Genomic DNA, 24523 nt, shown 5'->3' with positions numbered 1-24523 from the left:
AATTCGCCGCTCAGCGCTCCATGAAGGCCGCAAAAGCGTCCTTGTGGTCGGGGTGCCAGCGCGAGAGGGCAGGGCGGTTCTCGATGATGTCGCCGATCGCCCAGGCCATGCGTTTTTCGTCCGTCGGCCGCTTCACCTCATTGTCCGGGCAAAGGATGTAGAAATCGCCACGCATGAGGGAGGCCAGCATGAAGTCGATGACCTGCTCGCCGGTCCAGGCGCCGGCCGGTTTTTCGGTCGCGCCCTCGGTGATGCCGGTGAAGGTGAAGCCGGGAATGAGAAGATGCGCCGCGACCTTGGCGCCCGGTTCGTTGCGCAGTGCGTGCGCCAGGCCTTCGGTGAAGGTTTTCAGCGCCGATTTGGAGACGTTGTAGGCGAGGTTGCCGGGCGGCGTGGTGATGCCTTGCTTGGAACCGGTGTTGACGATCAGGCCGGGCTTTCCCGATGCCAGCATGGCTGGCGCGAAGGCCTCGACGCCGTGCACGACGCCCCAGAAATTGATGTCGATCAGCCGCTTCCAGGCCTCGCCATTTTCCCAGGGTTTTCCCGGATTGTTGCCGACGCCGGCATTGTTCATCAGCAGCGAGATGTTGCCGAAAGCAGTGTGCGTTTTCTCCGCTAGCCGGCCGAGGTCGTCCGCCTTCGAGACGTCGGTAGCGACGGCGAGCACGGCATCCTCGCCGGCGATCGCGGCGACCGCCTTGCGGGCCGCATCGAAGCGCGCGCCACCAATGTCGGCCAGCACAATCTTCATGCCCATCGCCGCCAGCCTCTTGGCCGCGGCAAGGCCGATGCCGCTGGCGCTACCAGTGATGACGGCGACATTGCCGGGGCTGAGCGCGGGCAAAGCGGACTGGATTTCGGCGTCGGAGGTCATGGGCTTTTTCCTTGGGTTCAGGTGGCGCCGAACTTAGCGTCAGATGCGGCTCAGGCAAGCCCGTTGCGATGGCTTCGGGTTGACCGCGGCGGCGGGCGCTGCGCATGTTGCTGTCGATAAGGAGACTGCCGATTGACCGACTGGATCGCAATCCTGAAGGAGCAGACCGCCACCGGCGACCAGATGGGCCGCGAGGTGCCGCAGATGCTGGCCAATCCCGACATCAGCGAAGCGCAGGTGAAGACGCTGTTTTCGGCATTGGAAAAACAGGCAGAGTTCGTCGAGAAACTGCGCATGGCGCTGGAAAAGTTCGGCCATGACTTTTCGATCATCAAGGCGGCGGAAAGGCTGGAGGAGCGCTACGGCGACCTCGCGGCGTCGGTCGCCGAAAAGCTGAAGGCGATGCGCAAGTAGCGCCCGCTACTTTTCGATCACCCGCGAAAACCGTGTATCCGGCACAAACCAGACGGCAGCCACCAGAAAGTAGATCGCGACGCCGATCCACTGGTTGACGAAGGTCAGCAGCACGGCGGCGATGTAGCACATCAGCGAGATCTTGCCCTTCCTGTCATTGCCGACCGCCTTGGTGAAGGCGGTCTCGTTGCCGTGCAAGGGGCGCAGCCTGCTGACGAGAATGGTGTAGGCAACCGCACACAGAACAAGGTCGATGCCGTAGACGGCGACCGGCACAGGGGCGAAATGGTTCTCGCCCATGAAAGCGGTGGTCGCCGGCATCAGCGACAGCCAGAACAGAAGGTTCAGATTGGCCCATAGTACGCGGCCGTCGACCCGCTGCACGGTGTGGAACATGTTGTGCAGATTGTTCCAGTAGATGCCGACATTGATGAACGACAGGACATAGCTGAAGAAGATCGGCCACAGCGGCAGGAGGGACGAAAAATCCTCGCCATGCGGCACTTTCAGCTCCAGCACCATGATGGTGATGATGATGGCGACGACGCCGTCGGTGAATGCCTCGACCCTGCCTTTGCCCATGGTTCCTCCCTCTCGTTGGGCCGACGTTAAGCGAGGACTTCACGCAAGACCATCCTGACAAGATTGTCAGGAGCGGGTTCGGCAAATGGAACAGCCGTCCTTACATCAACGTTGGGTTTCGATCGGGCGTTGGGGCAACTGACCGGAGGTTGCCATGACCAGCTATGCCGAGACAACGCGCGACAGTGAACTCGGCGGCCGGGCCGCGATGGCTGCGGTCGCCGCCATGATCGCGGCGCTGTTCGCGGGCAGCACGGCGCTGACGCCGCTTTACATCATCTACAAGCAGGCCTTCGGTTTCTCGCAGATCACGCTCACCCTGGTCTACGCCGTCTATGTCGTCGGCAATCTCGGCGCATTGCTGATGTTCGGACGGCTGTCCGACGGCATTGGCCGCCGCCCTGCGGCACTGGCGTCGATGGCGGTGGCGGTGGTCAGTGCGCTGGTGTTCCTGTTCGCCGAAAATGTCGCCTGGCTCGACGCGGCCCGTATCCTGAGCGGCCTTGGCATCGGCATCGGCGCGGGAACCGGCACGGCCTGGCTCGCCGAGCTGCTCGAAGGCGAGGACAAGTCCCGCGCGGCTGTCATCGCCACCAGCACCAACTTCGTCGGCCTCGGCCTCGGCGCGCTGGGCTCCGGCCTGCTTGCCGAATATGCGCCGTGGCCGCTCAGGCTGACGTTTGCGGTCTATCTGGCGGTGCTTCTCGTGGTCACGCTCATGATCTGGCGCACGCGCGAAACCGTGTCGCGGCCGGGGAGGCTGGCCGATGTTTCGCTGCGGCCACGCCTCTCGGTGCCGGCCGATATCCGCGCCGCTTTCGTGGCGCCGGCGGTGACCGGTTTCGGCGCCATGGCGCTGGTCGGCTTCTATGCGGCATTGGCGCCGAGCATCCTGGCGCAGCAACTCAATGTGGCCAATCACGCCGAGGCCGGCGGGCTGTTCTTCGAACTGTCGATCGTGGCCGCCGCCACCATTCTGGGCACAACCTGGCTGCCCAGCCGCACCGGCATGCTGGCGGCGCTGGCGCTGATGATCCCCGCAGTGGCGCTGGTCGTCGCAGCTCAGTTTTTTGCCTCGATGTCGCTGATGATTGCCGCAACTGCTGTCTGCGGCATGGCGGCGGCGCTCGGCTATCGCGGCGGCCTGCAGGTGGTGAACCAGATCGCGCCCACGAACCGCCGCGCCGAAGTGGTGTCGGCCTTCTTCATCTGCTGCTTCTGCGGCAACGCGCTGCCGGTCATCGGCATCGGCCTGTTGTCGAACTGGAGCAGCCCGACGACGGCGAGCCTGGCCTTTGCCGGCATGATCACGGTGTTCTCGCTGGTGGCATTGGGGTTCGGCGCGAAATATGCGCGCTGAACTTCACCCGTTCGGCGTCTCGGGCGCCAAATTGGCGCGGTGGCGCGGCACGCCGAGGCCGGTGTCGGGCGGTTCGCCGGCGGCAGGCCGGTCTTCGATCATGTGCATGGTGCGCCAGCGGCCGAAGCGATAGTAGGCGGCGGCCAGCACCAGCGAGGTGATTGAGCCCGCCGGAAAGCTCCACCACAGCGCTTCCTGGCCGATGTAGCTGCGGAAGAAGTAGGCAAAGCCGGTGCGCACGACCAGCACCGAAATCACCAGGATGATTAGCGGCGGCATCACAGCACCGGTGGCCCGCACGGTGGCGAACAGCACAATGGTGATGCCGAAAAGGATGAACGACCAGGACGCCGCCTTGTTGATGTGGGCGGCAATGTCGATTGCCGTGCTGTCGCCGCTGAGAAACAGGCCGAGCACCGGCCTGTCGAAGAAGAACAGCAGCGCCACCAGTGAGCCGGTGAGCACGAGGTTGAAGCCGACGCCGGAGGCGGCGACCTTGCCGATGCGGTCCCAGCGCCCGGCGCCGACATTTTGCGCCGCCATCGAGGAGACCGCAGCGCCGATGGCCAGCGCCGGCATCTGGATGTACGTCCACAGCTGCGCGGCGATGCCGTAGGCAGCGGCGACCTGCGAGCCGTAGGAATTGACGATGCCCATCACCGTCAGTGCGGCCGCCGAAATCACGATCATCTGCAGGCCCATCGGCACGCCTTTGAAGACGACTATCCGGAGCAGCGTCGGGTCGGGCCGCAGCAGAGCGAGGTCGGCGCCGGCGATCCTGAGCGGATGCTTGCGCGCATAAAGCACCACGAGGATGGCGATCACGCTCACCGTCTGGCCGACCAGCGTCGAGGTGGCGGAGCCGGCAATGCCGAGTTCGGGGAAGGGGCCGATGCCTCGGATCAGCAGAGGGTTGAGCACGATGTCGAGCACGACGGCGAGCGCCATGAAGAAGAACGGCGTGCGCGAATCGCCGGCGCCGCGCAGCACCGTCATGACGAAGGAAAGGAGATTCATCATCGGTACGGCGACGAAGATGATGCGCAGGTAGGAGCGTGCCAGCGGCAGCGCATCTGGTGGCGTGCCCAGCGTGTTGAGAATGGCGTCGACCCAGATCCAGCCGCAGACGGCGAAGACCACCGAGACGAGGAAGAAGAAAGTGGCACTGGTGCCGACGATGCGCCGAGCCTCGGGCAGGTCGCGGGCACCGACCGATTGCGCCACCAGGATGGTCGCCGCCATGCCGATGCCGAACACGGTGCCGAGGATGAGGAACAGCACCAGATTGGCGTTGGACGTCGCGGTCAGCGCCGATTCGCCGAGAAAGCGGCCGACCCAGACGGCATTGATCGAACCGTTGAGCGATTGCAGCACGTTGGAGCCGAGCACCGGCAGGGCGAACAGAAGCAGCGTGCGCGGGATCGGGCCGGTGGTGAGATCACCGGTGCGCCGGCGCGGGGGCATTTTTTCGTCCATGGGCTGCTCGGCGACCGTTCATCTCAAAGTCCGCCCGGCAATGATCGCCGATTTGACGGACGAGGTCGATGCGGCATCGGAACATTGCGCCTGGTTGCCTCGCGCCAATCAGGTTCTCAAAGCATCCGGAATGGGCTATGGATCGTCGCCGCGTGGGGCCGCAAACCGAGGGGATCATGTCCGACAATCCGCTTTTTTCTGAGCGCCTGAACCGGCGCGCATTTCTTGGGGTATCCGCCTTGGGTGCCGCTTCGATGGCGCTTTCGGCCTGCACCACCACGGACGTGGCGCCCCCAGCTGCAGCGCCGCCGCCGCCAAGCGACTCGGCCTTCGGCGCCGCCGAAAGCATGTATGCGGCGCGCGTCGACGAGGGCTACCAACTGCCGGCGATCCCGATATCCAAGCTCGATCCGAAGTTCGTGCGCCAGATCGTGACCGACCCGACCGGCGAAAAACCCGGCACCATCGTCGTCGATACGTCGGAGCATTTCCTCTATCTGGTGCGCGATGGCGGCAAGGCGATCCGTTACGGCGTCAGCCTCGGCAAGGCCGGCTTCGGCTGGACCGGCAGCGCCGTGGTCCAGGCGCGCAAGAAGTGGCCGGTGTGGACGCCGCCGCCCGAAATGATCCAGCGCCGGCCGGAACTGACGAAATACAAGGACGGCATGCCGCCGGGACCGCAGAGCCCGCTCGGCGCCCGCGCGCTCTATCTGTTCCGCGACGGCAAGGACACGATGTACCGGCTGCACGGTACGCCGGAGTGGGATTCCATCGGCAAGAACGCATCGTCGGGTTGCGTGCGCTTCATGAACCAGGACATCATCGACCTCTACAGCCGGGTCAATGGCGTCGCCCAGGTCTATGTGCGCCCGAACCTGTCGCCCGCCGGCAAGATCATGGCGGTGTCGAGCCGTACCGCCGAGCCGATCGATGCCGGCGTGCCGAAGGATGCCGAGATCTTGAAGTAAGTTTCTCAGCTGTATCGCTGTAGCCGACAAAAAAGCGGACGAGACAGAGCGTTTCACGGAAAAGGTGAAACGCTCTGTCTCTTTGTTTTTTTCGCAATTCCGGACGGAAAACCGATCACACTTTTCCTGGAATTGCTTTAGGCGCGTCCGCTTTTCTCTGTCGTATGCAACTACTTCTTGGCGAGGCCCGGAAGCGTGACCTGATACACCAGGAACATAGTGTCGACGTCGGCGCCGTCTTCGGCCTTGTAGGGCGTGCCGACCTGGAAGCCGTCCTGGGCGAGGAAGTCGTTGTCGTTGCCGACGAACAGGAAATAATCGTCGGGCAGCGCCGGATCGAGCACGCTGACCACCGACATCGCCTCCCACTTCTCCGAGAGGTTGTTCTTGTCGTTCGGCTTGCCGTCATGCAGGCCGAAGCGGCCGAGTTCCTTGTTGTCGTTGATGTTGATAAACGGCGTCAGCTTGGCCGGCGTCACCGAGGGGTCGAGCACGCCCTTGGGCGCTACCGGCTTGTCGGCGGCATCGAAGGCGCCGCCGGCAATGTCGGTGGCACCAGAGACGTCGACGACGAAGATCTGGCGCACAAGCGAAGTGTCGCCCTTCACGCCCTGGCCGTTGCCGCTGTCGCGCGCCAGCATCAGGAAGGTCTTGTCGGACAGCGCCACGATCTCGCTCTGCGCGGCGATCTTGGTCTTGCCCTTGTCGTCCTTGAACACCGGCAGCGGAACGACATATTCGTGCGCCAGCTTGAGGTGTGCCGGGTCGGTGGCGTCATAGACCAGGGCGCGGGTGTTCTGGCGCGTCGCGCCGGAATCGCCGCCATCTTGGCGGGGTGCCGACTGCAGCACCGCGATCAGCGATTTGCCGTCCGGCGTCAGCGCCATGCCTTCGAGGCCCTGGTTGTTCTGGCGGCCGGTCTCGGGATCCTTCGGATCGGGCTCGGCGGCACCCGGGCCCGGATTGTCGGAGGCGAAGTTCGGCGTGCCCTTGCGCATCGGCACCAAGGCTGCCGGCGGCTGCGTTGCCGACAACAGATGGCCATCGGCCGAGAAGCGGTAGATGTTGGGGCCGTATTCGTCGGAAATGAACATGGTGCCGTCGGGCAGCCGCGCGATCGCCTCATTGTCGAGCGCCAGCTTGCCGTTGGCCTCGGGCAGGATCGGCAGGTCGCCGCTCGCCGCGCGCACGCCGTTGAGCGGATCGAGGCCGGTGGCGTCGGCGCCCTTGTCATCGGTCAGCAGCAGGGAATCGGCAAGCGTCGCCTTGACGCCGGTCTGTTCCTGGCCGGCGGCGGGTGTGGCACCCAGCGGGGTCGGCGTGAGCTCGATAGCGATAGTGTTGAGGCGCGGCCGATAGTCGGTGGTGCCGACGACATTGTAGCCGCGATCCGGCAGCAGCCAGAGCGAACCCTTGTAGCCGTTGGCGTCATGTGTCCAGCTTGCGGCGTCGATCGACATGCCGGAGCCGGAGCCGAAGGTCTCGCCGAACTTGTCCTTCAGGTCGGCCGGGATGCGACCGACGCCGACGAGCCCCTTGTTGACGAAGCTGACGCCGCCGACGGTGGCGGTGCTGTCGGCAAGGGCAGGGGTCAAAGCGGTAAACAGCGCCAATGCGGCGCCGAGCGACACGGTTCGGTGCGAGATTTTCATAGAGATCCTCTTTGTGACGAGCCTTGAGCGGCTGAGACTGCAGGGCTCCGCGTCGCATCGACGATGTCGCCCCCCGCAAAGCGGTCTAGGACGCGAACATGATACTTGCGTGACAGAGCATTCTGACAGCCATTGGCATTCGGTGCTTGCCGTGCAGAAATGGCTGCATGCAGGAAACACTCATCGCGGTGGCCGTTTTCCTCTGCCTGACGGCGGCGCCGCTGGCCAGCATGGCCGTCTACGGCAGGTTGCCAGCCCATCACCGTGACGACGACACCAACGCCGTGGTTCGGCTCGCCGCCAACCTGTTCGTCGTCATGACCTCGCTGGTGCTTGGTCTCATGATCAACTCGGCCAAGAACACTTTCGAGTCGATCGACCGCAACGTGCACACATATGCGACCGAGTTGATCCTTCTCGACCGGTCGCTTCGGCAATATGGGCCCGAGACCGCCGAGGTCCGTCAGCCGCTGGTCGCTTATGTGCAAAGACAGACCAACAACTGGACAGAAGCCAACGAAACACCCCTCGTCGCCAACCGGCTGTCTGAACGTCTGTTGACCGAGATCAGCACAAGATTGACCGCTCTGCAGCCTGCTGACTCAGCGCATGGTTCCCTGCTGGAGGACGCCCGCCAGCATCTGCAGAAGGTGGTGGAACTGCGCTGGGCTTTGATTGAGCAATCGGAAGGTACCATCCCGCGGCCGCTGATCGTTATGCTCGTTGCCTGGTTGGTGCTGATCTTCGCCAGTTTCGGTTTCAGGGCGCCGCGAAATGCCATCACCATAGAGACGTTCGTGGTGTCGGCAGCGCTGATTGCCGGAGCGCTTTACCTGATCCTCGATATGGATGTGCCGTTTTCCGGCCCGATCCAGATTTCGTCGGCGCCGTTGCAGAGGGCTTTGGTCGAATTGCAACAGTGAGGCGGAACCCGCGGCGTTCCAATGCATTCCTGGATACAGCCGAATTTGCAGGTCCAATTCAGGGAAGCGACATGGGTTTCGATCAGTATCACGAGCCGCCGGAAGAACTGACGCAGAAGGTGCGGACCTTCGCCCGCATGATTACCTCGCTGATCGAGGAGGCGGAGGCGATCGGCTGGTATGAGCAGCGCATATCGGTGGAGAAGGATCCGCAGGCCAAGGCGATCATGAAGAATGCGCAAGGCGAGGAGTTCAAGCATTTCGGCATGGACCTGGAATTCCTGCTGCGCCAGAAGAAGGACTGGCGGGCGGAACTGAAGGAAATCCTGTTCACCACCGGCGACATCGTCAAGGCCGGCGAGCGGGGCGAGAAGAAGGTGGATTGATGCCGGCCAGCCTGCGTCCGGCCGTGATCAGTCGCTATCGCGCGCAATCAGCTCCAGCGGCCAGACTTCGCGGATGATGCGCGGGCCTTCGGGACCGGCGAAGGCGGGGAGCGAGGCCAGCAGCATTTCTGCCAGCCGCCGGCCCATCGGCTCCAGCGACGGACGGAAGGCAGTCAGCGCCGGAGAAAAGTAGCGGCAAAGCGGCGTGTCGACGATGACGATCACCGCTATGTCGTGGCCGGGCCTGATGCCCATCTCGGCCAGTGCCTTGCAGCCGCCGAGAGCCATTGCGTCATTGTTGAAGATGATGGCTGTGGGCCGGTCTTTGGAGAGCATCACGCGCGGCGTCACCTGGTAGCCTCCGGCCTCGTTGATGAAGCCGTCGGCGATCAGGCCGGGATCGACTTCGATGCCGTGCCGCTCCAGCGCCTTGCGGTAGCCGTCGAGGAACAGGTAGCCGAAGTTGAGATCGAGCGAAGGGCGGATGGCGGCAATGCGGCGGTGGCCGCGCGCGACCAGCCGGTCGACGGCTTCATCACCCGCCCTCTCGAAATCGATATCGAGCGAAGGATAGGCGTCGCCGCCGGATTGACTTCGGCCAAGCGTGGCGAAGGGAAAGCCGGCCTTGCTGAGATAGTCGATCCGATCGTCTTCCCGCCGTGTATTGGCCAACACGACCGCGTCGGCCCGGCGCGTCTCAACCACGCGGCGCAGCCTCTCCTGCTGATATTGGCCGGGCTCACCCATGACGACCATCAGATCCAGGTCATACTCGGCGAGCCGCGCCTGCAGACCGGTCAGGAACGGGATGAAGAACGGCTCGCCATACTGCTGGTCGCCCGGATGCGGCTGCAGCATGAAGGCGATGGAATGGGTGGCGCCTTGCCTGAGACTGCGGCCGGACTGGTTCGGGGAATAGTTCAGCTGCTTGGCGGCGGCGAGCACGCGCTGGCGGGTGTCGGCATTGACGTCGGCGCGGCCGTTCAGCGCGCGGGACACGGTGCCGATCGAAATGTTCAGGTGACGCGCTAGGTCGTGAATACTGGACGCCAAAGACGGTTCTCCCCCTGCCTTGGCTAGCACCGGCTGCCGCTCAGGCCAAGGCTTCGGGATGATTTTTGCAGGCAGCCGATTGACATTCTACGCCATCGGGTGTGTTCTCGTAAACGTTTACGGGAAAACGTTTACGGTGATGCCGTGGATGCCGTGACATTCGGTCTGGAGGGACCGAACGGGAGGAATGCCGGATGATGAATGCCGTCCTCGTCGGCTGTGGTGCGATGAGCAAGGCCTGGCTCGGTGCCGCAAGGCAGATCGACGGGCTCGCCATTGTCGGCCTGGTCGATCTCGACGCCGAACGGGCGAAGGCGAGGGCGCACGAATACGGGCTGGATGGCGCCGTCATCGGCACCAACCTCGATCAGGTGCTCGACCAGACCAGGCCCGACGCGGTGTTCGACGTCGTGGTTCCCGCCGCCCGGCGCGGCGTCGCTTTTGCCGCCTTCGCCCACAATTGCCATCTGCTCACCGAAAAACCGCTCGCCGACACGCCGGAAAACGCCCGCGCTATTGTCGAGGCGGCGCGCCGCGCAGGGCGCGTCCATGCCGTGGTGCAGAACCGGCGCTATGTCGCCAATGTGCGGCGCATCAGGCGGTTTCTGGATTCCGGCGCCATCGGCCGCCCGACCAGCATCCACGCCGACTTCTTCATCGCGCCGCATTTCGGCGGCTTTCGCGAGGAGATGGCGCATGTGCTTTTGCTGGACATGGCGATCCACACCTTCGATGCCGCCCGCTACATGGTCGGCGGCGATCCCGCAGGTGTCTATTGCCAGGAATGGGAGCCCGCCAATTCCTGGTATAGGCAGGGCTCGTCGGCCAGCGCCGTCTTCGATCTCGGCGACGGCAAGGTGTTCACCTATGCCGGCTCGTGGTGCGGCGCCGGCTTTCGCACCAGCTGGGAAAGCAGCTGGCGCATCGTCGCCGAGCACGGCAGCCTGGTCTGGGACGGCGAGGAGGGGCTGAAGGCGGAAGTTGTGCTGTCGGTCCGCGACGGCATGTTCGACCTGACCCAGCCGATCATCGTGCCGCCGCTCGATCCCGCCGACCGCATTGGCGGCCATCTCGGCATCATCAGGGATTTCATGCACGCCATCGAGACCGGCACCGAGCCGGAAACGCGCGGCTCCGACAACATCAAAAGCCTGGCCATGGTTTTTGGCGCCATCGAAAGCGCCGAGACCGGCCGACGCGTGGCCATTTCCAGGGAAGGACTGTGATGCCAAACCCCCTTCTCGACATCCGGATCGGCACCATGGTGCGGGCCAATCTCGAAGACCCGGCGGCCTACATCAAGCAAATCCTGCCGCTTGGTTTCGAAAGCATCCAGCCCTTCTTCTGGCAGACGCTGGGCGGCAAGGACTTGCCGCGGCTGGCCGGCCAGATTCGCGAGGCGATCGGCGATGCCGACGTCGCTGTGTCCTCGCTTGGCGTGTTCGGCAATCCGCTGGAGGATGGCGAGGTCGATCGCGGCGTGCTCGCGGCCTGGGAGGCCGTCATCGACAATGCGCATCTGTTCGGCGCTTCCACGGTCAGCGGCTTTACCGGCCGCCTGCGCGGCAAGAAGCTGACCGACAGCCTGCAGCGCTTCCGCGAAGTGTGGGGTCCGCTGGCCAAGCGCGCCGCCGACAAGGGCGTGCGCATCGCCTTCGAGAACTGCGCCATGGACGGCAACTGGGCGACCGGCGACTGGAACATCGCCCACAATCCCGATGCCTGGGAGCTGATGTTCAATGAAGTGCCTGACGACAACCTCGGGCTGGAATGGGAGCCTTGCCATCAGCTGGTCTATCTCATCGATCCGCTGCCGCAGATCCGCAAATGGGCGCCGCGCATCTTCCATGTCCATGGCAAGGACGCGACCGTGCGCTGGGATGTCATCCGCGAGCATGGCGTGTTTGGCCGGCTGCCCTTCGTGCAGATGCGCACGCCCGGTTTCGGCGACAGCGACTGGACGCGGGTGATCAGCGAATTGCGGCTGGCCGGCTATCACGGCGCCATCGACATCGAGGGCTGGCACGACCCGGTCTATCGCGGGGACCTAGAAATCACCGGCCAGGTGCGGGCGCTTGAATACCTGAAGCAATGCCGGGGAGGAGCGACCTATCTGCCGAACCCGGCGTAAGCAGCGGCCGGCGGGAGGAGCCGGCCGGAGACGATTGCTGAGCAGTGCCGACAAGCGAATGACGAAACCCCTCGGCTCACCGAGGACAAAAGGGAGGAACGTGCATGAGCATCGCATTGAGAACGACACTTCTGCGCTCGACCGTCGTGGCCGCCGCCACCGCGCTCTGCGCCGCCATCTCCACTCTGCCGGCGCAGGCGCTCGACGCCCAGTGGTGCAAGGACGTCCACATCCGCTTCTTCGTCGGCGGCGCCGAGGGCGACGCTTTCGGAACCATCGTCTATAATGGCGCCAAGCAGGCGGCCGCCGATCTCGGGCCGAAGGTCGACTACATCTTCTCGCAGTGGGACGTGGAGAAGATGGTGCAGCAATTGCGCGAGGCCGTCGCGGTCAAGCCAAACGGCATCGCCATGATGGGCCATCCCGGCGACGCCGCGATCATGCCGCTGGCCGAACAGGCGCACAAGGACGGCATCAAGATGATGTACCAGAACGTGCCGGTGCCGAAGGTGGTGGAAGCGTTCGGCGGCGGCTATGTCGGCGCCCAGCAGGAGCAACAGGGCCGCGCCCTCGGCGCCGAAGCGTTCAAGCTCGGCAAGCTCAAGTCCGGCGACAAGGCGATCATGATCGGCCCGTTCGAGAACGAGGCCCGCGGCGCGCGCGAGCGCGGCACGGTGGCTGCGCTCAAGGAAGCCGGCGTCGAGGTCATCCAGCTGTCGTCGCCGCCGAGCGGCGAATGGGCATCCGACCCCAATCTGGCGATCCCGGTGATCACGGCGGCGCTCCTCAACAATCCTGACGTGAAGGCGGTCGGCTATCCCGGCGGCCAGATGCTCGGCAATGTCGCCACCTACATGCAGGCGGCCGGCCGCAAGCCGGGCGACATCTTCAATTTCGGCTTCGACACCAGCCCGCAGATCGTCGAGGCGTTCAAGGGCGGCTGGGTGCAACTGACCGCCGACCAGCAGCCGTTCCTACAGGGCTATCTGCCGATCCTCAGCCTGTGCCAGCAGGTGGTGCTCGGCCTGGCGCCGATGAATGTCGACACGGGTGCCGGCTTCGTCACGCCGCAGAATTACGAGATCGTCGCCGAGCTCGCCAAGCAGGCGCTGCGCTGACCTCCCAAGCAGTCGGCTGGGCGTACGCCCAGCCGGCAGGACCGCTGGCGGGAATGCCGGCAAGCGACAATGAACGCGAGGATCGCCATGGCCGAACGCATCATCGAACTGCGCGACATCAGCAAATCCTACGGCCAGGTCTACGCGCTGGGCGGGGTCAACCTCTCGGTCGACCGCGGCGAGGTGGTCGGCCTCATCGGCGACAATGGCGCCGGCAAGTCGACACTGATCAAGATCCTGTCCGGCGTCGTCAAGCCGACCAGCGGCGAGATCCTGGTGCGCGGCAAGCCGGTGACCGGCTGGAGTGCTGCGCGCTCGCGCGACGCCGGCATCGAAACGGTGTTCCAGGACAGGGCGCTTGCCGTGCAGCAGACCATCGTGCGCAACATCTTCATGGGCCGCGAACTCACTGGCTTCATGGGCTTTCTCAGGGTTGACAAGGAGATCGAGGAGGCAAGCCGGCTGATGCGCGAGATCGGCTTCACCTCGAAGGTGTTCACGCCGCATTCGATCGTCGGCCAGCTCTCCGGCGGCGAACGCCAGGGCGTGGCGATCGCGCGCGCCATCTACAAGCAGGCCGAGCTGATCATTCTCGACGAGCCGACGACGGCGCTGTCGCTGACCGAGACCGCCAAGGTCTTCCACTTCGTGCGCCAGGTACGGGCGAGCGGCCGTTCGATCCTGTTCATCGGCCACAATATCCACCATGTCTTCGACATTGCCGACCGCTTCGTGGTGCTGGACCGCGGCAAGGTGGCGCTGACCGCTGATCGCACCGAGGTCAACTCGGCCGAGGATCTCATCAACTTCATGGAAGACGTGGCACACCCCGGCGGATTGCCGGGCCTGCATGATGCCGGCGACGCGGAGAGGGCAGTGCGATGAGCAAGACCATGGAACCCGATCTGCAAAGCCCGCTCGGCGGCGAGGCAGCCCGTCCTGAGTGGAAGCACCCGTCCGATCACTGGCTGCGCGGTTTCGTCATCGACAATCGCGCAGCGCTCGGCACGTTTGCCGTGTTCATCGTCATGATGGCGGTGTTCCTGATCGCTAACCCGACCGTGTTCACCACCTGGTATCTCTACAGCTCGGTGCTGACGACGCTGCCGGTGGCGCTGTTCGTGGTGGTGCCGCTGGTCTTCGTCGTCACTTGCGGCGAAATCGACCTGTCGTTTCCGGCCACGATGGGCTTTGCCTCCTGGGTGTTCGCGCTGGTGGTGCAGGCTGGCTACGATCCGTTCCTCGGCATTGCCGCGGCGATCATCACCGGCATGCTGCTCGGCTTTCTCGTGGGATCACTGGTCGTCTATGGCGGGCTGTCGTCGCTGATCGCCACGCTCGGCATGAATTTCCTGCTGCGCGGGCTGATCCAGATCATCAACGAGGGCAAGTCGACGGCGCTGACCGGTCTCAACGACAGCTTGGCCTACAAGATCTTCTCCAGTCAGCTGTGGGGCATCCCGGTGCAGATCTTCTGGGCCTTCGCCTTCGTCGTTTTGTCGGCGATGCTCTACAACCGCCATCGCTTCGGCGCGCAGGTCAGGGTGGTCGGCGACAACCCCGACAGCGCCCAGCAAATGGGCATCGACGTCAAGCGCGTGCGGGTCAAAGTGTTCGTCTTCGTCGGTATCGGCGCAGCCATAGCAGGCACGTTTTCGGTGATGATCAACTTCACCTGGTGGCCGACCGCCGGCGACGGCTATCTTCTGCCGGTGCTGGCCTCAGTCTTCGTCGGCGGCACGCCGACCTGGGGCGGCATCGGCACGGTCGCCGGCGGCGCCATCGGCGCGGTCACCGTCGCCTTCATCCAGACCGGCGTCGTGGCGGCGGGCCTGAGCGGCTTCTATGTGCAGTTCTTCAATGGGCTGATCATCATCCTTTCGCTGCTTGGCCATAAGTGGAACCAGGCACGGTACAGGTGAGGGCTAGCGGTTAAGACGGATCACACCGCCGCTACAAATCCGTCCAGTACGCGTTTCTGGCCGGCCTTGTCGAAGTCGATGGTCAGCTTGTTGCCTTCGATGGCGGATATGTTGCCGTTGCCGAATTTTTGGTGGAAGACGCGGTCGCCGACGCTGAAGGGGGAGGGCGTGTCGGCGACGGATTTGGCGACCAGCTCGCCGTCTATGGTGCGGCCCTTCACCGAGGTACGGCCGGCGCCGTAGCCGGAGTCCGTCTCGCCATAGCCGATGCGCTCGACCTGATGGCCGGAGCGCGTGCCCCAATTGCGGTCGGTCGCCTCGGTGCGGTTGGCCTGCGCGCGCTGCCAGCCGGGCGTCGCATAGGTGTTGGAGAAGGCGCCGGATTTTTCCGCGCCGACATTGTCGAAGCGCGAGGCGCCATAGGGGTTCTGGCGGCCACCGCGACCGGAAGCAAACGAACCGCCGCCATAGGCATTGCCGTAACCGCCATAGGAGTTGCCGCTTTCGGCGATCTCGACATGGTCATTCGGCAACTCTTCGAGGAAACGCGACGGAATGGTCGATTGCCACAGACCATGGATGAGCCGGTTGGAGACGAACCAGAGATGCAGGTTCTTCTTGGCCCGCGTCAGGCCGACATAGGCCAGCCGGCGCTCTTCCTCCAGCCCGGAGCGACCGCCCTCATCGAGCGCGCGCTGGTGCGGAAACAGGCCCTCCTCCCAGCCGGGGAGAAAAACCGTCTCGAATTCGAGGCCTTTGGCCGAATGCAGGGTCATGATGGAGACGGCGTCCTGGCCGGCATTCTGCTCGGCATCCATGACCAGCGCCACATGTTCGAGGAAGGAGCGCAGCGACTCGTACTGCTCCATCGAGCGAATCAGTTCCTTGAGGTTCTCCAGCCGGCCAGGCGCCTCGACCGAGCGGTCGTTCTTCCACATGTCGGTATAGCCACTCTCTTCTAGAATGGTCTCGGCGAGTTCGGTGTGCGGCGTGGTTTCCAGCGCCTTCTGCCAGCGCTCGAAATTGGCCGCGACCTCACGCAGCGCCGCGCGCGGCTTCGGCTTCAGCTCGTCGCTTTCAGCAAGATTGCCGGCAGCCTCCAGCATTGGGATGCGCAGGGCGCGGGCAGTGTCGTGGATCTGGCGGATGGTGGCCTCGCCGAGCCCGCGCTTGGGCACATTGACGATGCGCTCGAAGGCGAGGTCGTCGGCGCCTTGCGCGACGACGCGGAAGAAGGCCATCGCATCGCGGATTTCCATGCGTTCGTAAAAGCGCGGGCCACCTATGACGCGGTAGTTGAGGCCGAGCGTGGTGAAGCGCTCCTCGAAGGCGCGCATCTGGAAGGACGCGCGGACAAGAATCGCCATGTCGTTCAAATTATGCTTTTGCCGCTGATAGGCTTCGATGGTCTCGCCGACGGCGCGGGCTTCCTCCTCGGAATCCCAGGCGGCGTGGACGTTGACCTTGCCGTCCTCGGGGTCATTGCGGTCGGTGAACAGCGTCTTGCCGAAGCGGCCCTCATTGTGGGCGATGAGGTGGGAGGCAGCACCCAGGATATGCGCGGTCGACCGGTAGTTGCGCTCCAGCCGGATGATGGTGGCGCCCGGGAAATCCTTGTCGAAGCGCAGGATGTTGTCGACCTCGGCGCCGCGCCAGCCATAGATGGACTGGTCGTCGTCGCCGACACAGCAGATGTTGACTTTGCTTTCGCTCACGGGCTGTTCCGCGCCTGCCGGCGCGGGCCCTCCGCGAGGGCCTCGCAACGGCTCGGACGCCCGGTCGGGCTTGCGGCCTTCGGCCGATCGCAGATCGCCGGAGGCCGAGGATCGGCCCGCATCCGGCCGCTGCGCCAAGAGCCGCAGCCACATGTATTGCGCGGTGTTGGTGTCCTGGTATTCGTCGACGAGGATGTATTTGAAACGCCTGTGGTAGTCCTTCAGCACGTCCGGATTGGCGCGGAAGATGCGGATGGGATGACACAAGAGATCGCCGAAATCGCAGGCGTTCAGCGTCTGCAGCCGCTCCTGATAGGCCTTGTAGAGCTCACGGCCCTTGCCATTGGCGAAGCTGCGGGCGTCGCCCTCGGCGATATCGGCGGGGCCTTGGCCCTTGTTCTTCCAGCCGTCGATCATCTGCGCGAACTGCTTGGCCGGCCAGCGCTTGTCGTCCAGCCCCTCGGCCTGGATCAGCTGCTTGATCAGCCGCACGACATCGTCGGTGTCGAGAATGGTGAAATCGGATTTCAGCCCGGCCAGCTCGGCATGGCGGCGCAACAGCTTCACCCCGATCGAGTGGAAGGTGCCGAGCCACGGCATGCCCTCGACATTGCCTTCGCCGATCAGGATGCCGATGCGCTGCTTCATTTCGCGCGCGGCCTTGTTGGTGAAAGTCACCGCCAGGATCTGCGATGGGAACGCCCTGCCGGTGGCGAGAATGTGGGCGATGCGGGTGGTGAGCACCCGCGTCTTGCCGGTGCCGGCGCCGGCCAGCACCAGAACCGGGCCTTCAGTGGTCTCCACCGCCAGCCGCTGCTCGGGGTTCAGCCCCTTCAGGTAGTCGGGCGCGCTGTTTTGGCCGCTGCGGGCCGCCATGGCGCGCGCGGCTATCCCCGACGGGGCCGCGGGCCGCGCATTCGGTTCGTCAAAGAAGGGCATGTCTTCCGAAAAGCCGGACATCGCCCCCGAATGTAGTGATTCGGCAGCGAAAGACCAGAAGTGTCTACGTTTTGTTCTGGTAAAGTGCGGGGATTGGATGTCTCGTGGACCCGGCTTCCTAGGCTGGTTCAGCTTTTTCCCACAGCTCCCACTTTGAACGGAGTGCCTTCAACCTTTGGGTGAAGGTGCCACGACCGCCTTGAAATTCCGGGAAGGTTGCCATTCCCCATTCGGTTTGCTCAACGAAATGGGTTAAGGCACCGGCCTGGTTGAAGCCGAAGCGAGACTCAAGCTCGGCAATTGCGTTGGCATCCGTAGCGTGTACGAGCTTGGCTGCTCGCTCACATGAGAGAAGCCAGGCCGATACGCCGTCGTCAGTAAATCTCCGGTCGCGGATCACAGGTAAGCCTCTCAGGCCTTGCTGGATCCGAGAGCGGCAGACAATCGGTGCCCGAACGCTCGTGTCTCATCTGCCACCACCGCGCCCAGAGCCATCAGCAGCTGATCATAATAACGGTGGCCAGCCGATGAAGTCAGAAATTTCGAATAAAGTTTGAGATCGCTAAGGGAAAGATCTCTGTACGTATAGGCTGAACCCTCCATTAAGGTTCTTTCGATCTCCGGACGGATGTGAGGCGATTGCTCATGCATGATGTCCATCATCTGTTGGTCCGACAGCGGATTTTTGGCCGCGCTTTGCATTCCTGCAATCATTGCGTAGCCCACGTTTAACGCTATGGCTTCTCCGAGATCGACAACGCGGAGATCATCGGCAATCTTTCTGTACAATTCGAGCCGGGCTGGGTCCTTGATCGGAAGTTCGGCCAGGATGCGCTTGCCCTCAATTGCCTTGCTTGCCTCAGCTTCCGGACGAGAAGCCTGAATCTCCAAATCAGTGACATGCTTTCCCAGCGGGGAGGTATAAAACGCGCCGAGTTCGGACAGATCGGTAGTGGTCAGCTTGTCCCCCATCCGTAATTCGACGGCTCTCTCCATTTTGTCCGGGTTGAAGCCGCCGACTGTCGCGATCGCCAGCGCCTCCTGATAGTTCTTCGGCAGCGGCCCCGGGATGGATTTCATAGCGTCGGTGAAGCCGGGGCCGATATCTATCAGCACCTCGTATAAGCCGTTCGCCTTGTTGATCTCATGAAGCGTCTGTGCCGACGAGGCCACGGTGCCGACGATAAACGAAACCAGAAAGCAGAGCACAAACGCCAAGCGCGAGGGCCGCGGAACGAATGACGTCATTGTGCTTGCTCCAGTGGTGGACGATCCAGATGGAGACTGCTGGAAAACCCGGTGATGGGCAAGATCGATTGCCACCATGGCGGGCGGTTGGGCAATAAAGACAGTCTTCGACAGCCGCTTTACTGGCCGTTTAGGCTGTCGGTTCATCGGAAATCAACAGCATTGCGACACTATTGCAAGCAAAGGCTGCAATGGAGGCGGTGTTGATTGGAGTATTCGGACGCAGGGTAGCCCAGGTTCTGGGCGGTCGCGAAGCCGTGCCGCAATCGCGCGACGACGGTCGAAAGATCATTGTGCCGGAAAAGGCATACAAGTCGGACAGCCCGTATGACCTCGTGCAGAGCGTGGTGAATTCCGTCAACTTCGCCCTTCGCAAGGCGTATTACAACAGGGACGAGCTGGCGCAGAACGCGCTGCGCTCCTATCACGTCGACTATTACATGGCGCAGGTGAACAATGGCGGCCACTCGCAATATGCCGCCAATTCGAACATGCTCGATTTCACGCTGCGGGATTGCCAGGAAGGCCTCGAGGCGATGCGCCATGAAGCCGCCACCTTGCACCGGCGGTTCCTGACCTTCGCCAAGGCCGAGCCGGCGCGCATGGACAAGGTGTTCAAGGGCGGTGGTTTCGGTGACATCGATCCGGCAATGGACAAGCTCGACAAGGAATTTTACGAGCTCTGCCGGCAGAAGCCGCTGATCGAGGCGAACCGGACCTGGCTGAAGTCGCTGCCCGAACTGCGGGTCGTCGCCGACGACGAATATATGGCGGTCACCGACGCCTTCGCCGCGGCCAACAAACATGCGTCGGCGCGCAAGGTGGAGCGCGAGCGCCAGGCCAAAGAAGACGACGCTAAGGACCCGCTCAAGCAGGCGATGGGCTATCTCTGCATCATGGTGAAAGAGCCGCGCCGGTTCATCGCCTGGCATCAGGGCCAGCCCGGTCAGGATCTCGGCGACGGCATCAAGATTGTCCGCTTCGTCGTCGAGACCGATCGCGGCATGTGCTACGCCTACTTTCATCCAAAATGGTCGTTGTTGTTCGACATGGTGGCCAAGGGCGACCCGATCGCACAGGTGCCGACCGAGATGGTCGTAGCGCATGTCCAGCGCTCGACCGGTCACAATCTCATGGATGTATTGCGCCGCTGAGCCAGCGCGAAAAGGCGGTCAGAAGGACCGCCTTCTTCTCACCCTATGCTGGCAGGCCAAGCTTGACACACGCGGCCTGCGGGAGAAAGCTGACAACAGGGCAGGGACGGCTGCCTGAGAGGCGCCGCAAAGCGCAACAGTCGAAGGAGTATCGTCTTGGCTGTGGTCATCACCTCCCTCATCCTGTTCCTCATCGGCCTGGCGCTTGGCGGCGGTGGCATCCGGCTCGCGATGCTGGGCGGCAGCTGGTATTATGTCATCACCGGGCTCGCCTTCCTGATAACCGCCTGGCTGCTGTTCCGGCGCAAATCGACGGCGCTGTGGTTGTATGCTGCGATCGTGCTCTGCACACTTGCCTGGGCGGTGTGGGAAATCGGCTTCGACTGGTGGGAACTCGGCCCGCGCGGCGGCATCATCGTGCTTCTGGCGCTGTGGCTGCTGACGCCATGGGCAAGGCGGGGCCTCACCGGTCCCGACGCGCGCGCGCCGCTCATCTTGGCGGTGCTCGCCTCACTCGCGGTGGCCGGCTATTCGATGACCGCCGATCCCAAGGACATTGCCGGCGAGCTCAGCGCCGACAAGGTGACGCCGACCGCCGATCTCGGCGGCAATGTGCCTCCGGGCGAATGGCACTTCTATGGCCGCACGCAGTTCGGCCAGCGCTATTCGCCGCTCGACCAGATCACGCCGGACAACGTCGCCAAATTGCAGCCGGCCTGGACCTACCAGACCGGTGACGTGAAGGGTCCGGATGACATCGGCGAGACCACCTATCAGGTGACGCCGCTGAAGGTGGGCGACGCGCTCTACATCTGCACGCCGCACAATTTCGCCATCGCCATCGATGCCGCCACCGGCAAGGAGAAATGGCGATACGACCCGAAGATCAAGCTCGATCCCAACCGCCAGCACCAGACCTGCCGCGGCGTGTCTTATTATGCCGATACCAAGATCGCCGCCGGCCAGCCTTGCGCCGCGCGCGTCTATCTGCCGACCTCGGACGCGCGGCTGATCGCGCTCGACGCCGCCAACGGCCAGGTCTGCCCGTCCTTCGCCGAAGCCGGCACGCTGAACCTGTTGACCAGCATGCCGTATCCGAAGTCGGGCTATTATTACTCGACCTCGGCGCCTCTTATCGCCGGCGGCAAGATCATTGTCGGCGGCGCGGTCAACGACAATTATTCGACGGAGGAACCGTCCGGCGTCATTCGCGCCTTCGATGTCGACACCGGCGCCCTGGTGTGGAACTGGGATTCCGGCAATCCGGACGTGACGACGCCGCTACCCGCAGGCCAGACCTACACCCACAACTCGCCGAACATGTGGTCGACGGCGAGCGCCGACGAGAAGCTCGGCCTCATCTACGTGCCGCTCGGCAACCAGACGCCGGACCAACTCGGCGCCGGGCGCAGCGCCAATGTCGAAAAGTTTTCCTCCTCGATCACGGCGCTCGATCTTGCCACCGGACAATTGCGCTGGGTGCGGCAGACCGTGCATCATGACCTCTGGGACATGGATGTGCCGGCACAGCCGACGCTGGTCGACATCACCACCGCCGCCGGCGTCGTGCCGGCACTGGTCGGGCCGACCAAGCAGGGCGACCTCTATGTGCTCGACAGGCGCAGCGGCGAGCCGATCATCCCGGTCAAGGAAGTGCCGGCGCCGGGCGGCGCCATCGAGGGCGACCATGCTTCGCCGACGCAGCCATCTTCGGACCTTTCCTTCAATCCGAAGCCGCTGATCGGCGCCGACATGTGGGGCATCACCATGTTCGACCAGCTGGCCTGCCGGATCGAGTTGCAGGGGCTGCGCTACGAGGGCCGCTATACACCGCCATCGGTGCAGGGCTCGCTGATCTATCCCGGCAATTTCGGCGTCTTCAACTGGGGCGGCGTCGCCGTCGATCCGGTGCGGCAGGTGATGTTCGGCATGCCGACCTATCTGGCGTTCAAGTCGCAGCTTATCCCGCGCGACCAGGTGCCACCGCCGGATGAGGGGCGTGGCAGTGAGCAGGGGCTCAACCGCAACGAGGGCGCGCCCTATGCGGTGGTGATGGGGCCGTTCCTGTCGCCGCTCGGCATTCCGTGCCAGGCGCCACCTTGGGGTTACGTCGCCGGCGTCGATCTAAGGACCGGCAAGGTCGCCTACAGGCACCGCAACGGCACCATCTATGACATGACGCCGCTGCCGCTGCCGCTGAAGGTCGGCGTTCCCGGCATTGGCGGACCGATGATCACCGCCGGCGGCGTCGCCTTCCTGGGAGCGGCGGTCGACGACTATCTGCGCGCCTATGATTTGACATCGGGCAAGCAGCTCTGGCAGGCCCGATTGCCGGCAGGCGGGCAATCGACGCCGATGACCTACACCGTCGCCGACGGCCGCCAGTTCGTGGTCATCGTTGCCGGCGGCCACGGCTCGGTCGGCACCAAGCCGGGCGACTATGTGATGGCCTATACGCTGCCGAAGTAGAGGGGTCTAGGCGACCGCCTGGACCGGCAATGCGGGCGCAAGCCTGATGGCGAAGGCGGCGTCCTTGCCATGCACCAGGGCGAAGATGTCGCCGAACGGCGCCGGGCGGCCGAGCAGGAACCCTTGTGCTTCGTTGCAGCCCTCGGCGCGCAGGATCGACAGCTGGCTTTGCGTTTCTACGCCTTCCGCAAGCACCGGTATGTCGAGGCTCTGGCCAAGCGCCAGCACGGCGCGGATGATGGCCTTGGCTTGCGGGCTGGTCTCGACCTCGGACATGAACGAGCGGTCGAGCTTGATCTTGTCGAAGGGAAAGGCTCTCAGCGTCTCCAGCGACGAATAGCCGGTGCCGAAATCGTCGATGGCGATGGTGACGCCCAGCGCCTTGATGCGCCGCAAGATGGTCAAGGTGCGGTTCTTGTCGGCGATGATGGTGGATTCGGTGATCTCCAGTTCGAGCCGGTTCGCACGCAGCCCGGTCTCGAGCAGGATTTCGTGGACGAGCTTCGGCAGGTCGGCATGGGCGAACTGCACCGGAGACAGGTTGACCGCGATCTTGTAGGGGTGTTCCCACGAGGCGGCCTTGGCGCAGGCGGTGCGCAGCACCCATTCGCCAAGCGGCAGGATGAGACCGTTTTCCTCGGCCAGCGGAATGAACTCGACTGGCGGTATGTTGCCGCGTGTCGGGTGCTTCCAGCGCAACAGTGCCTCATAGCCTCTGACATCGCCGGTCGAGACCGACGTCTGCACCTGATAGTGCAGGTCCAGTTGTCCGTTCTCGACGGCATCGCGAAGATCATTGGCCAGCGTGCGGTTGGCGCGGACGGCCTCGTCCATGGCCTGCTCGTAGAAACACACGGTTCGCGTCACATTGGCCTTGGCGCGGTACATCGCCAGATCAGCGTTGTTGACCAGGGTTTCGCGGTTGTGCGCGTCGTTGGGATAGATCGCAACGCCGAGGCTGGCGCCGGTCGTGGCTTCGATACCGTCGATTCGGATCGACGCAAAAAGTGCAGCTTCAAGGCGCGACACGAAATCGACAAGGTCCGATTGGCTCTTCATCCGTTTGACGCCGGCAAACTCGTCGCCACCGAGACGGGCGACGAATTCGCCCTCCTGCAAAAGCGCGCTCATGCGCCCGGCCAGGGTCTTCAGGGCTTGGTCGCCGGCGCTGTGGCCCCAAAGATCGTTGATTTCCTTGAACCGGTTGAGGTCGATACCGACGATCGCGACCTTGCCGTCAAGTTCTCGAGCGCGGTCGATTTCGTGATCGAGATGATCGTTGAAATTGGCCCGGTTCGGCAGCCCGGTCAGCGCGTCGTTCATCGCCAGATGGTGCAGGCGGCGAAAGGCCTCGGAGCGCGAGCGGTCGTCGATCAAATAGCTGGCGAGGCCGGTGCCGATGATGATCAATCCGGCGACGGCGACGCCAAGCGCCATGGCCTGCAAGGCGGCAGGATCGGTGTAGTCGCCGCGCATCGCCAGCGGCGTCACCTGCAATGCCGCCATGGCGGTGAAATGCAGGCTGACGATGGCCACCACGAGGATCGTCGCGGCCCAGTATTTATGGCCCTGTATCCGATGGTTCAGGGCGACGTTGATGGCCATGCACGCAAAGAGCACGGACAGAGCGATCGAGACGACGAGATAGGTCATGTCCCATTCGACCAGGCCATCGACATGGTAGGCGGCCATGCCGGTGTAGTGCATGCCGGAAATGGCCAGGCCGATGATGATGCCGCCGAAGGACGCGGCAATGCGCGTACCGCCCGCAGCGGCGATGAAACCGGCGGCAGTGCCGGCAATGGCGATGAACAGCGAGGCGATCGTCAGCACCGGATCGAAGGCGATGGGCGCGCCGGGATCGTAGGCCAGCATGGCGATGAAATGGGTGCACCAGATCGACGATCCCGCACAGACCGCCGTCAGGAAATGCCAACCGATCTGCTGCAGGCCGGTTGCCTCGTGAGCGCGCAGGAAGAGCCTGATCGTGGCCCAGGAACCGGCGCTGCAGACCAACGCCGCCACCAGCACCAGCCAGAGATTGTGCTCCATTGCCACACAGGAGATGACGCGCATCATGGTCGGGGACGCCTTCTTCATGCGCCGCGCAGGTGCCGGACCTTCTGCCATGATCAA

Annotated in this window: 21 protein-coding genes; 12 read left to right on the top strand and 9 right to left on the bottom strand. The window is 63.8% G+C overall.

Features of this window, described 5'->3' with window-relative positions:
• Window positions 1-10: 10 nt before the first annotated feature.
• A complete protein-coding gene (locus AC1DYC_RS10350; RefSeq protein WP_477405970.1) occupies window positions 11-877 on the bottom strand; it encodes an SDR family NAD(P)-dependent oxidoreductase in 867 nt (288 codons plus the stop codon).
• A 132-nt stretch (window positions 878-1009) separates the two neighbouring features.
• On the opposite strand from AC1DYC_RS10350, the gene AC1DYC_RS10345 reads away from it, so the two are divergent.
• Entirely contained in the window at window positions 1010-1291 is a 282-nt protein-coding gene (locus AC1DYC_RS10345) for a hypothetical protein (protein WP_477301250.1), read from the top strand.
• A 6-nt stretch (window positions 1292-1297) separates the two neighbouring features.
• On the opposite strand, the gene AC1DYC_RS10340 is transcribed toward AC1DYC_RS10345, so the two are convergent.
• A complete protein-coding gene (locus AC1DYC_RS10340) occupies window positions 1298-1873 on the bottom strand; it encodes a TMEM175 family protein (protein WP_477405968.1) in 576 nt (191 codons plus the stop codon).
• Window positions 1874-2027: 154 nt separating this feature from the next.
• On the opposite strand from AC1DYC_RS10340, the gene AC1DYC_RS10335 reads away from it, so the two are divergent.
• On the top strand, window positions 2028-3233 hold the full coding sequence (locus AC1DYC_RS10335; protein ID WP_477405966.1) for an MFS transporter: 1206 nt from the start codon (window positions 2028-2030) through the stop codon (window positions 3231-3233).
• A 3-nt stretch (window positions 3234-3236) separates the two neighbouring features.
• On the opposite strand, the gene AC1DYC_RS10330 is transcribed toward AC1DYC_RS10335, so the two are convergent.
• Complete coding sequence (locus AC1DYC_RS10330; RefSeq protein WP_477405964.1) at window positions 3237-4709, bottom strand: MATE family efflux transporter; 1473 nt, start codon at window positions 4707-4709, stop codon at window positions 3237-3239.
• A gap of 176 nt (window positions 4710-4885) precedes the next feature.
• On the opposite strand from AC1DYC_RS10330, the gene AC1DYC_RS10325 reads away from it, so the two are divergent.
• Window positions 4886-5677 carry a L,D-transpeptidase gene (locus tag AC1DYC_RS10325; RefSeq protein ID WP_477405962.1) on the top strand — a complete coding sequence of 264 codons (792 nt, stop codon included), beginning with the start codon at window positions 4886-4888 and terminating at the stop codon, window positions 5675-5677.
• Between the two features lie 170 nt (window positions 5678-5847).
• On the opposite strand, the gene AC1DYC_RS10320 is transcribed toward AC1DYC_RS10325, so the two are convergent.
• Complete coding sequence (locus tag AC1DYC_RS10320) at window positions 5848-7329, bottom strand: esterase-like activity of phytase family protein (RefSeq protein WP_477405960.1); 1482 nt, start codon at window positions 7327-7329, stop codon at window positions 5848-5850.
• Window positions 7330-7496: 167 nt separating this feature from the next.
• Here AC1DYC_RS10320 and AC1DYC_RS10315 point away from each other — a divergent pair, with 167 nt between their 5' ends.
• Window positions 7497-8252 carry a bestrophin-like domain gene (locus AC1DYC_RS10315; RefSeq protein ID WP_477405958.1) on the top strand — a complete coding sequence of 252 codons (756 nt, stop codon included), beginning with the start codon at window positions 7497-7499 and terminating at the stop codon, window positions 8250-8252.
• 71 nt (window positions 8253-8323) lie between these two features.
• Window positions 8324-8638, top strand: a complete 315-nt coding sequence (locus AC1DYC_RS10310; protein WP_477301262.1) for a ferritin family protein — start codon at window positions 8324-8326, stop codon at window positions 8636-8638.
• A gap of 27 nt (window positions 8639-8665) precedes the next feature.
• Here the strand turns inward: AC1DYC_RS10310 and AC1DYC_RS10305 are convergent, their stop codons facing one another.
• Window positions 8666-9691: a LacI family DNA-binding transcriptional regulator gene (locus AC1DYC_RS10305; protein ID WP_477405956.1), complete on the bottom strand. Its 1026-nt coding sequence runs from the start codon at window positions 9689-9691 to the stop codon at window positions 8666-8668.
• A 194-nt stretch (window positions 9692-9885) separates the two neighbouring features.
• On the opposite strand from AC1DYC_RS10305, the gene AC1DYC_RS10300 reads away from it, so the two are divergent.
• The 5 genes from AC1DYC_RS10300 to AC1DYC_RS10280 all read left to right on the top strand — a co-directional run bounded on the left by AC1DYC_RS10300 (window position 9886) and on the right by AC1DYC_RS10280 (window position 14862).
• Entirely contained in the window at window positions 9886-10917 is a 1032-nt protein-coding gene (locus AC1DYC_RS10300) for a Gfo/Idh/MocA family protein (protein ID WP_477405954.1), read from the top strand.
• Window positions 10917-11822: a sugar phosphate isomerase/epimerase family protein gene (locus AC1DYC_RS10295; RefSeq protein WP_477405952.1), complete on the top strand. Its 906-nt coding sequence runs from the start codon at window positions 10917-10919 to the stop codon at window positions 11820-11822. Before AC1DYC_RS10300 ends, AC1DYC_RS10295 begins: the two co-directional genes overlap by 1 nt.
• Before the next feature lie 104 nt (window positions 11823-11926).
• Window positions 11927-12940 carry a substrate-binding domain-containing protein gene (locus AC1DYC_RS10290; protein ID WP_477301269.1) on the top strand — a complete coding sequence of 338 codons (1014 nt, stop codon included), beginning with the start codon at window positions 11927-11929 and terminating at the stop codon, window positions 12938-12940.
• An 87-nt stretch (window positions 12941-13027) separates the two neighbouring features.
• Window positions 13028-13825 carry an ATP-binding cassette domain-containing protein gene (locus AC1DYC_RS10285; RefSeq protein WP_477408239.1) on the top strand — a complete coding sequence of 266 codons (798 nt, stop codon included), beginning with the start codon at window positions 13028-13030 and terminating at the stop codon, window positions 13823-13825.
• On the top strand, window positions 13822-14862 hold the full coding sequence (locus AC1DYC_RS10280) for an ABC transporter permease (RefSeq protein ID WP_477405950.1): 1041 nt from the start codon (window positions 13822-13824) through the stop codon (window positions 14860-14862). The genes AC1DYC_RS10285 and AC1DYC_RS10280 overlap by 4 nt, the downstream gene beginning before the upstream one ends.
• A gap of 20 nt (window positions 14863-14882) precedes the next feature.
• On the opposite strand, the gene AC1DYC_RS10275 is transcribed toward AC1DYC_RS10280, so the two are convergent.
• From AC1DYC_RS10275 to AC1DYC_RS10265, 3 genes are all read right to left on the bottom strand, one after another.
• Window positions 14883-17537: an ATP-dependent helicase gene (locus AC1DYC_RS10275; protein ID WP_477405948.1), complete on the bottom strand. Its 2655-nt coding sequence runs from the start codon at window positions 17535-17537 to the stop codon at window positions 14883-14885.
• Between the two features lie 97 nt (window positions 17538-17634).
• Complete coding sequence (locus tag AC1DYC_RS10270) at window positions 17635-17916, bottom strand: hypothetical protein (protein WP_477405946.1); 282 nt, start codon at window positions 17914-17916, stop codon at window positions 17635-17637.
• Between the two features lie 11 nt (window positions 17917-17927).
• A complete protein-coding gene (locus AC1DYC_RS10265) occupies window positions 17928-18764 on the bottom strand; it encodes a DUF2059 domain-containing protein (RefSeq protein ID WP_477405944.1) in 837 nt (278 codons plus the stop codon).
• Window positions 18765-18967: 203 nt separating this feature from the next.
• Here AC1DYC_RS10265 and AC1DYC_RS10260 point away from each other — a divergent pair, with 203 nt between their 5' ends.
• Both AC1DYC_RS10260 and AC1DYC_RS10255 read left to right on the top strand, forming a co-directional pair.
• Window positions 18968-19918: a DMP19 family protein gene (locus AC1DYC_RS10260; RefSeq protein WP_477405942.1), complete on the top strand. Its 951-nt coding sequence runs from the start codon at window positions 18968-18970 to the stop codon at window positions 19916-19918.
• 156 nt (window positions 19919-20074) lie between these two features.
• Window positions 20075-22387: a glucose/quinate/shikimate family membrane-bound PQQ-dependent dehydrogenase gene (locus AC1DYC_RS10255; protein WP_477405940.1), complete on the top strand. Its 2313-nt coding sequence runs from the start codon at window positions 20075-20077 to the stop codon at window positions 22385-22387.
• 6 nt (window positions 22388-22393) lie between these two features.
• Here AC1DYC_RS10255 and AC1DYC_RS10250 read toward each other — a convergent pair whose 3' ends face one another.
• Window positions 22394-24517 (bottom strand): putative bifunctional diguanylate cyclase/phosphodiesterase, encoded by a 2124-nt coding sequence (locus AC1DYC_RS10250; protein WP_477405938.1) that lies wholly within the window; start codon window positions 24515-24517, stop codon window positions 22394-22396.
• Window positions 24518-24523: the final 6 nt, after the last annotated feature.

It is taken from the genome of Mesorhizobium sp. P2_E7 (assembly GCF_056403855.1).
This window is presented reverse-complemented; position numbering and strand designations above follow the sequence as displayed.

Coding starts and splice junctions, on each gene's coding strand:
- AC1DYC_RS10350 (WP_477405970.1), bottom strand. CDS start 877: ATGACCTCCGACGCCGAAATCCAGTCCGCTTTGCCCGCGCTCAGCCCC.
- AC1DYC_RS10340 (WP_477405968.1), bottom strand. CDS start 1,873: ATGGGCAAAGGCAGGGTCGAGGCATTCACCGACGGCGTCGTCGCCATC.
- AC1DYC_RS10335 (WP_477405966.1), top strand. CDS start 2,028: ATGACCAGCTATGCCGAGACAACGCGCGACAGTGAACTCGGCGGCCGG.
- AC1DYC_RS10330 (WP_477405964.1), bottom strand. CDS start 4,709: ATGGACGAAAAAATGCCCCCGCGCCGGCGCACCGGTGATCTCACCACC.
- AC1DYC_RS10325 (WP_477405962.1), top strand. CDS start 4,886: ATGTCCGACAATCCGCTTTTTTCTGAGCGCCTGAACCGGCGCGCATTT.
- AC1DYC_RS10320 (WP_477405960.1), bottom strand. CDS start 7,329: ATGAAAATCTCGCACCGAACCGTGTCGCTCGGCGCCGCATTGGCGCTG.
- AC1DYC_RS10315 (WP_477405958.1), top strand. CDS start 7,497: ATGCAGGAAACACTCATCGCGGTGGCCGTTTTCCTCTGCCTGACGGCG.
- AC1DYC_RS10310 (WP_477301262.1), top strand. CDS start 8,324: ATGGGTTTCGATCAGTATCACGAGCCGCCGGAAGAACTGACGCAGAAG.
- AC1DYC_RS10300 (WP_477405954.1), top strand. CDS start 9,886: ATGATGAATGCCGTCCTCGTCGGCTGTGGTGCGATGAGCAAGGCCTGG.
- AC1DYC_RS10295 (WP_477405952.1), top strand. CDS start 10,917: ATGCCAAACCCCCTTCTCGACATCCGGATCGGCACCATGGTGCGGGCC.
- AC1DYC_RS10290 (WP_477301269.1), top strand. CDS start 11,927: ATGAGCATCGCATTGAGAACGACACTTCTGCGCTCGACCGTCGTGGCC.
- AC1DYC_RS10285 (WP_477408239.1), top strand. CDS start 13,028: ATGGCCGAACGCATCATCGAACTGCGCGACATCAGCAAATCCTACGGC.
- AC1DYC_RS10280 (WP_477405950.1), top strand. CDS start 13,822: ATGAGCAAGACCATGGAACCCGATCTGCAAAGCCCGCTCGGCGGCGAG.
- AC1DYC_RS10275 (WP_477405948.1), bottom strand. CDS start 17,537: ATGTCCGGCTTTTCGGAAGACATGCCCTTCTTTGACGAACCGAATGCG.
- AC1DYC_RS10265 (WP_477405944.1), bottom strand. CDS start 18,764: ATGACGTCATTCGTTCCGCGGCCCTCGCGCTTGGCGTTTGTGCTCTGC.
- AC1DYC_RS10250 (WP_477405938.1), bottom strand. CDS start 24,517: ATGGCAGAAGGTCCGGCACCTGCGCGGCGCATGAAGAAGGCGTCCCCG.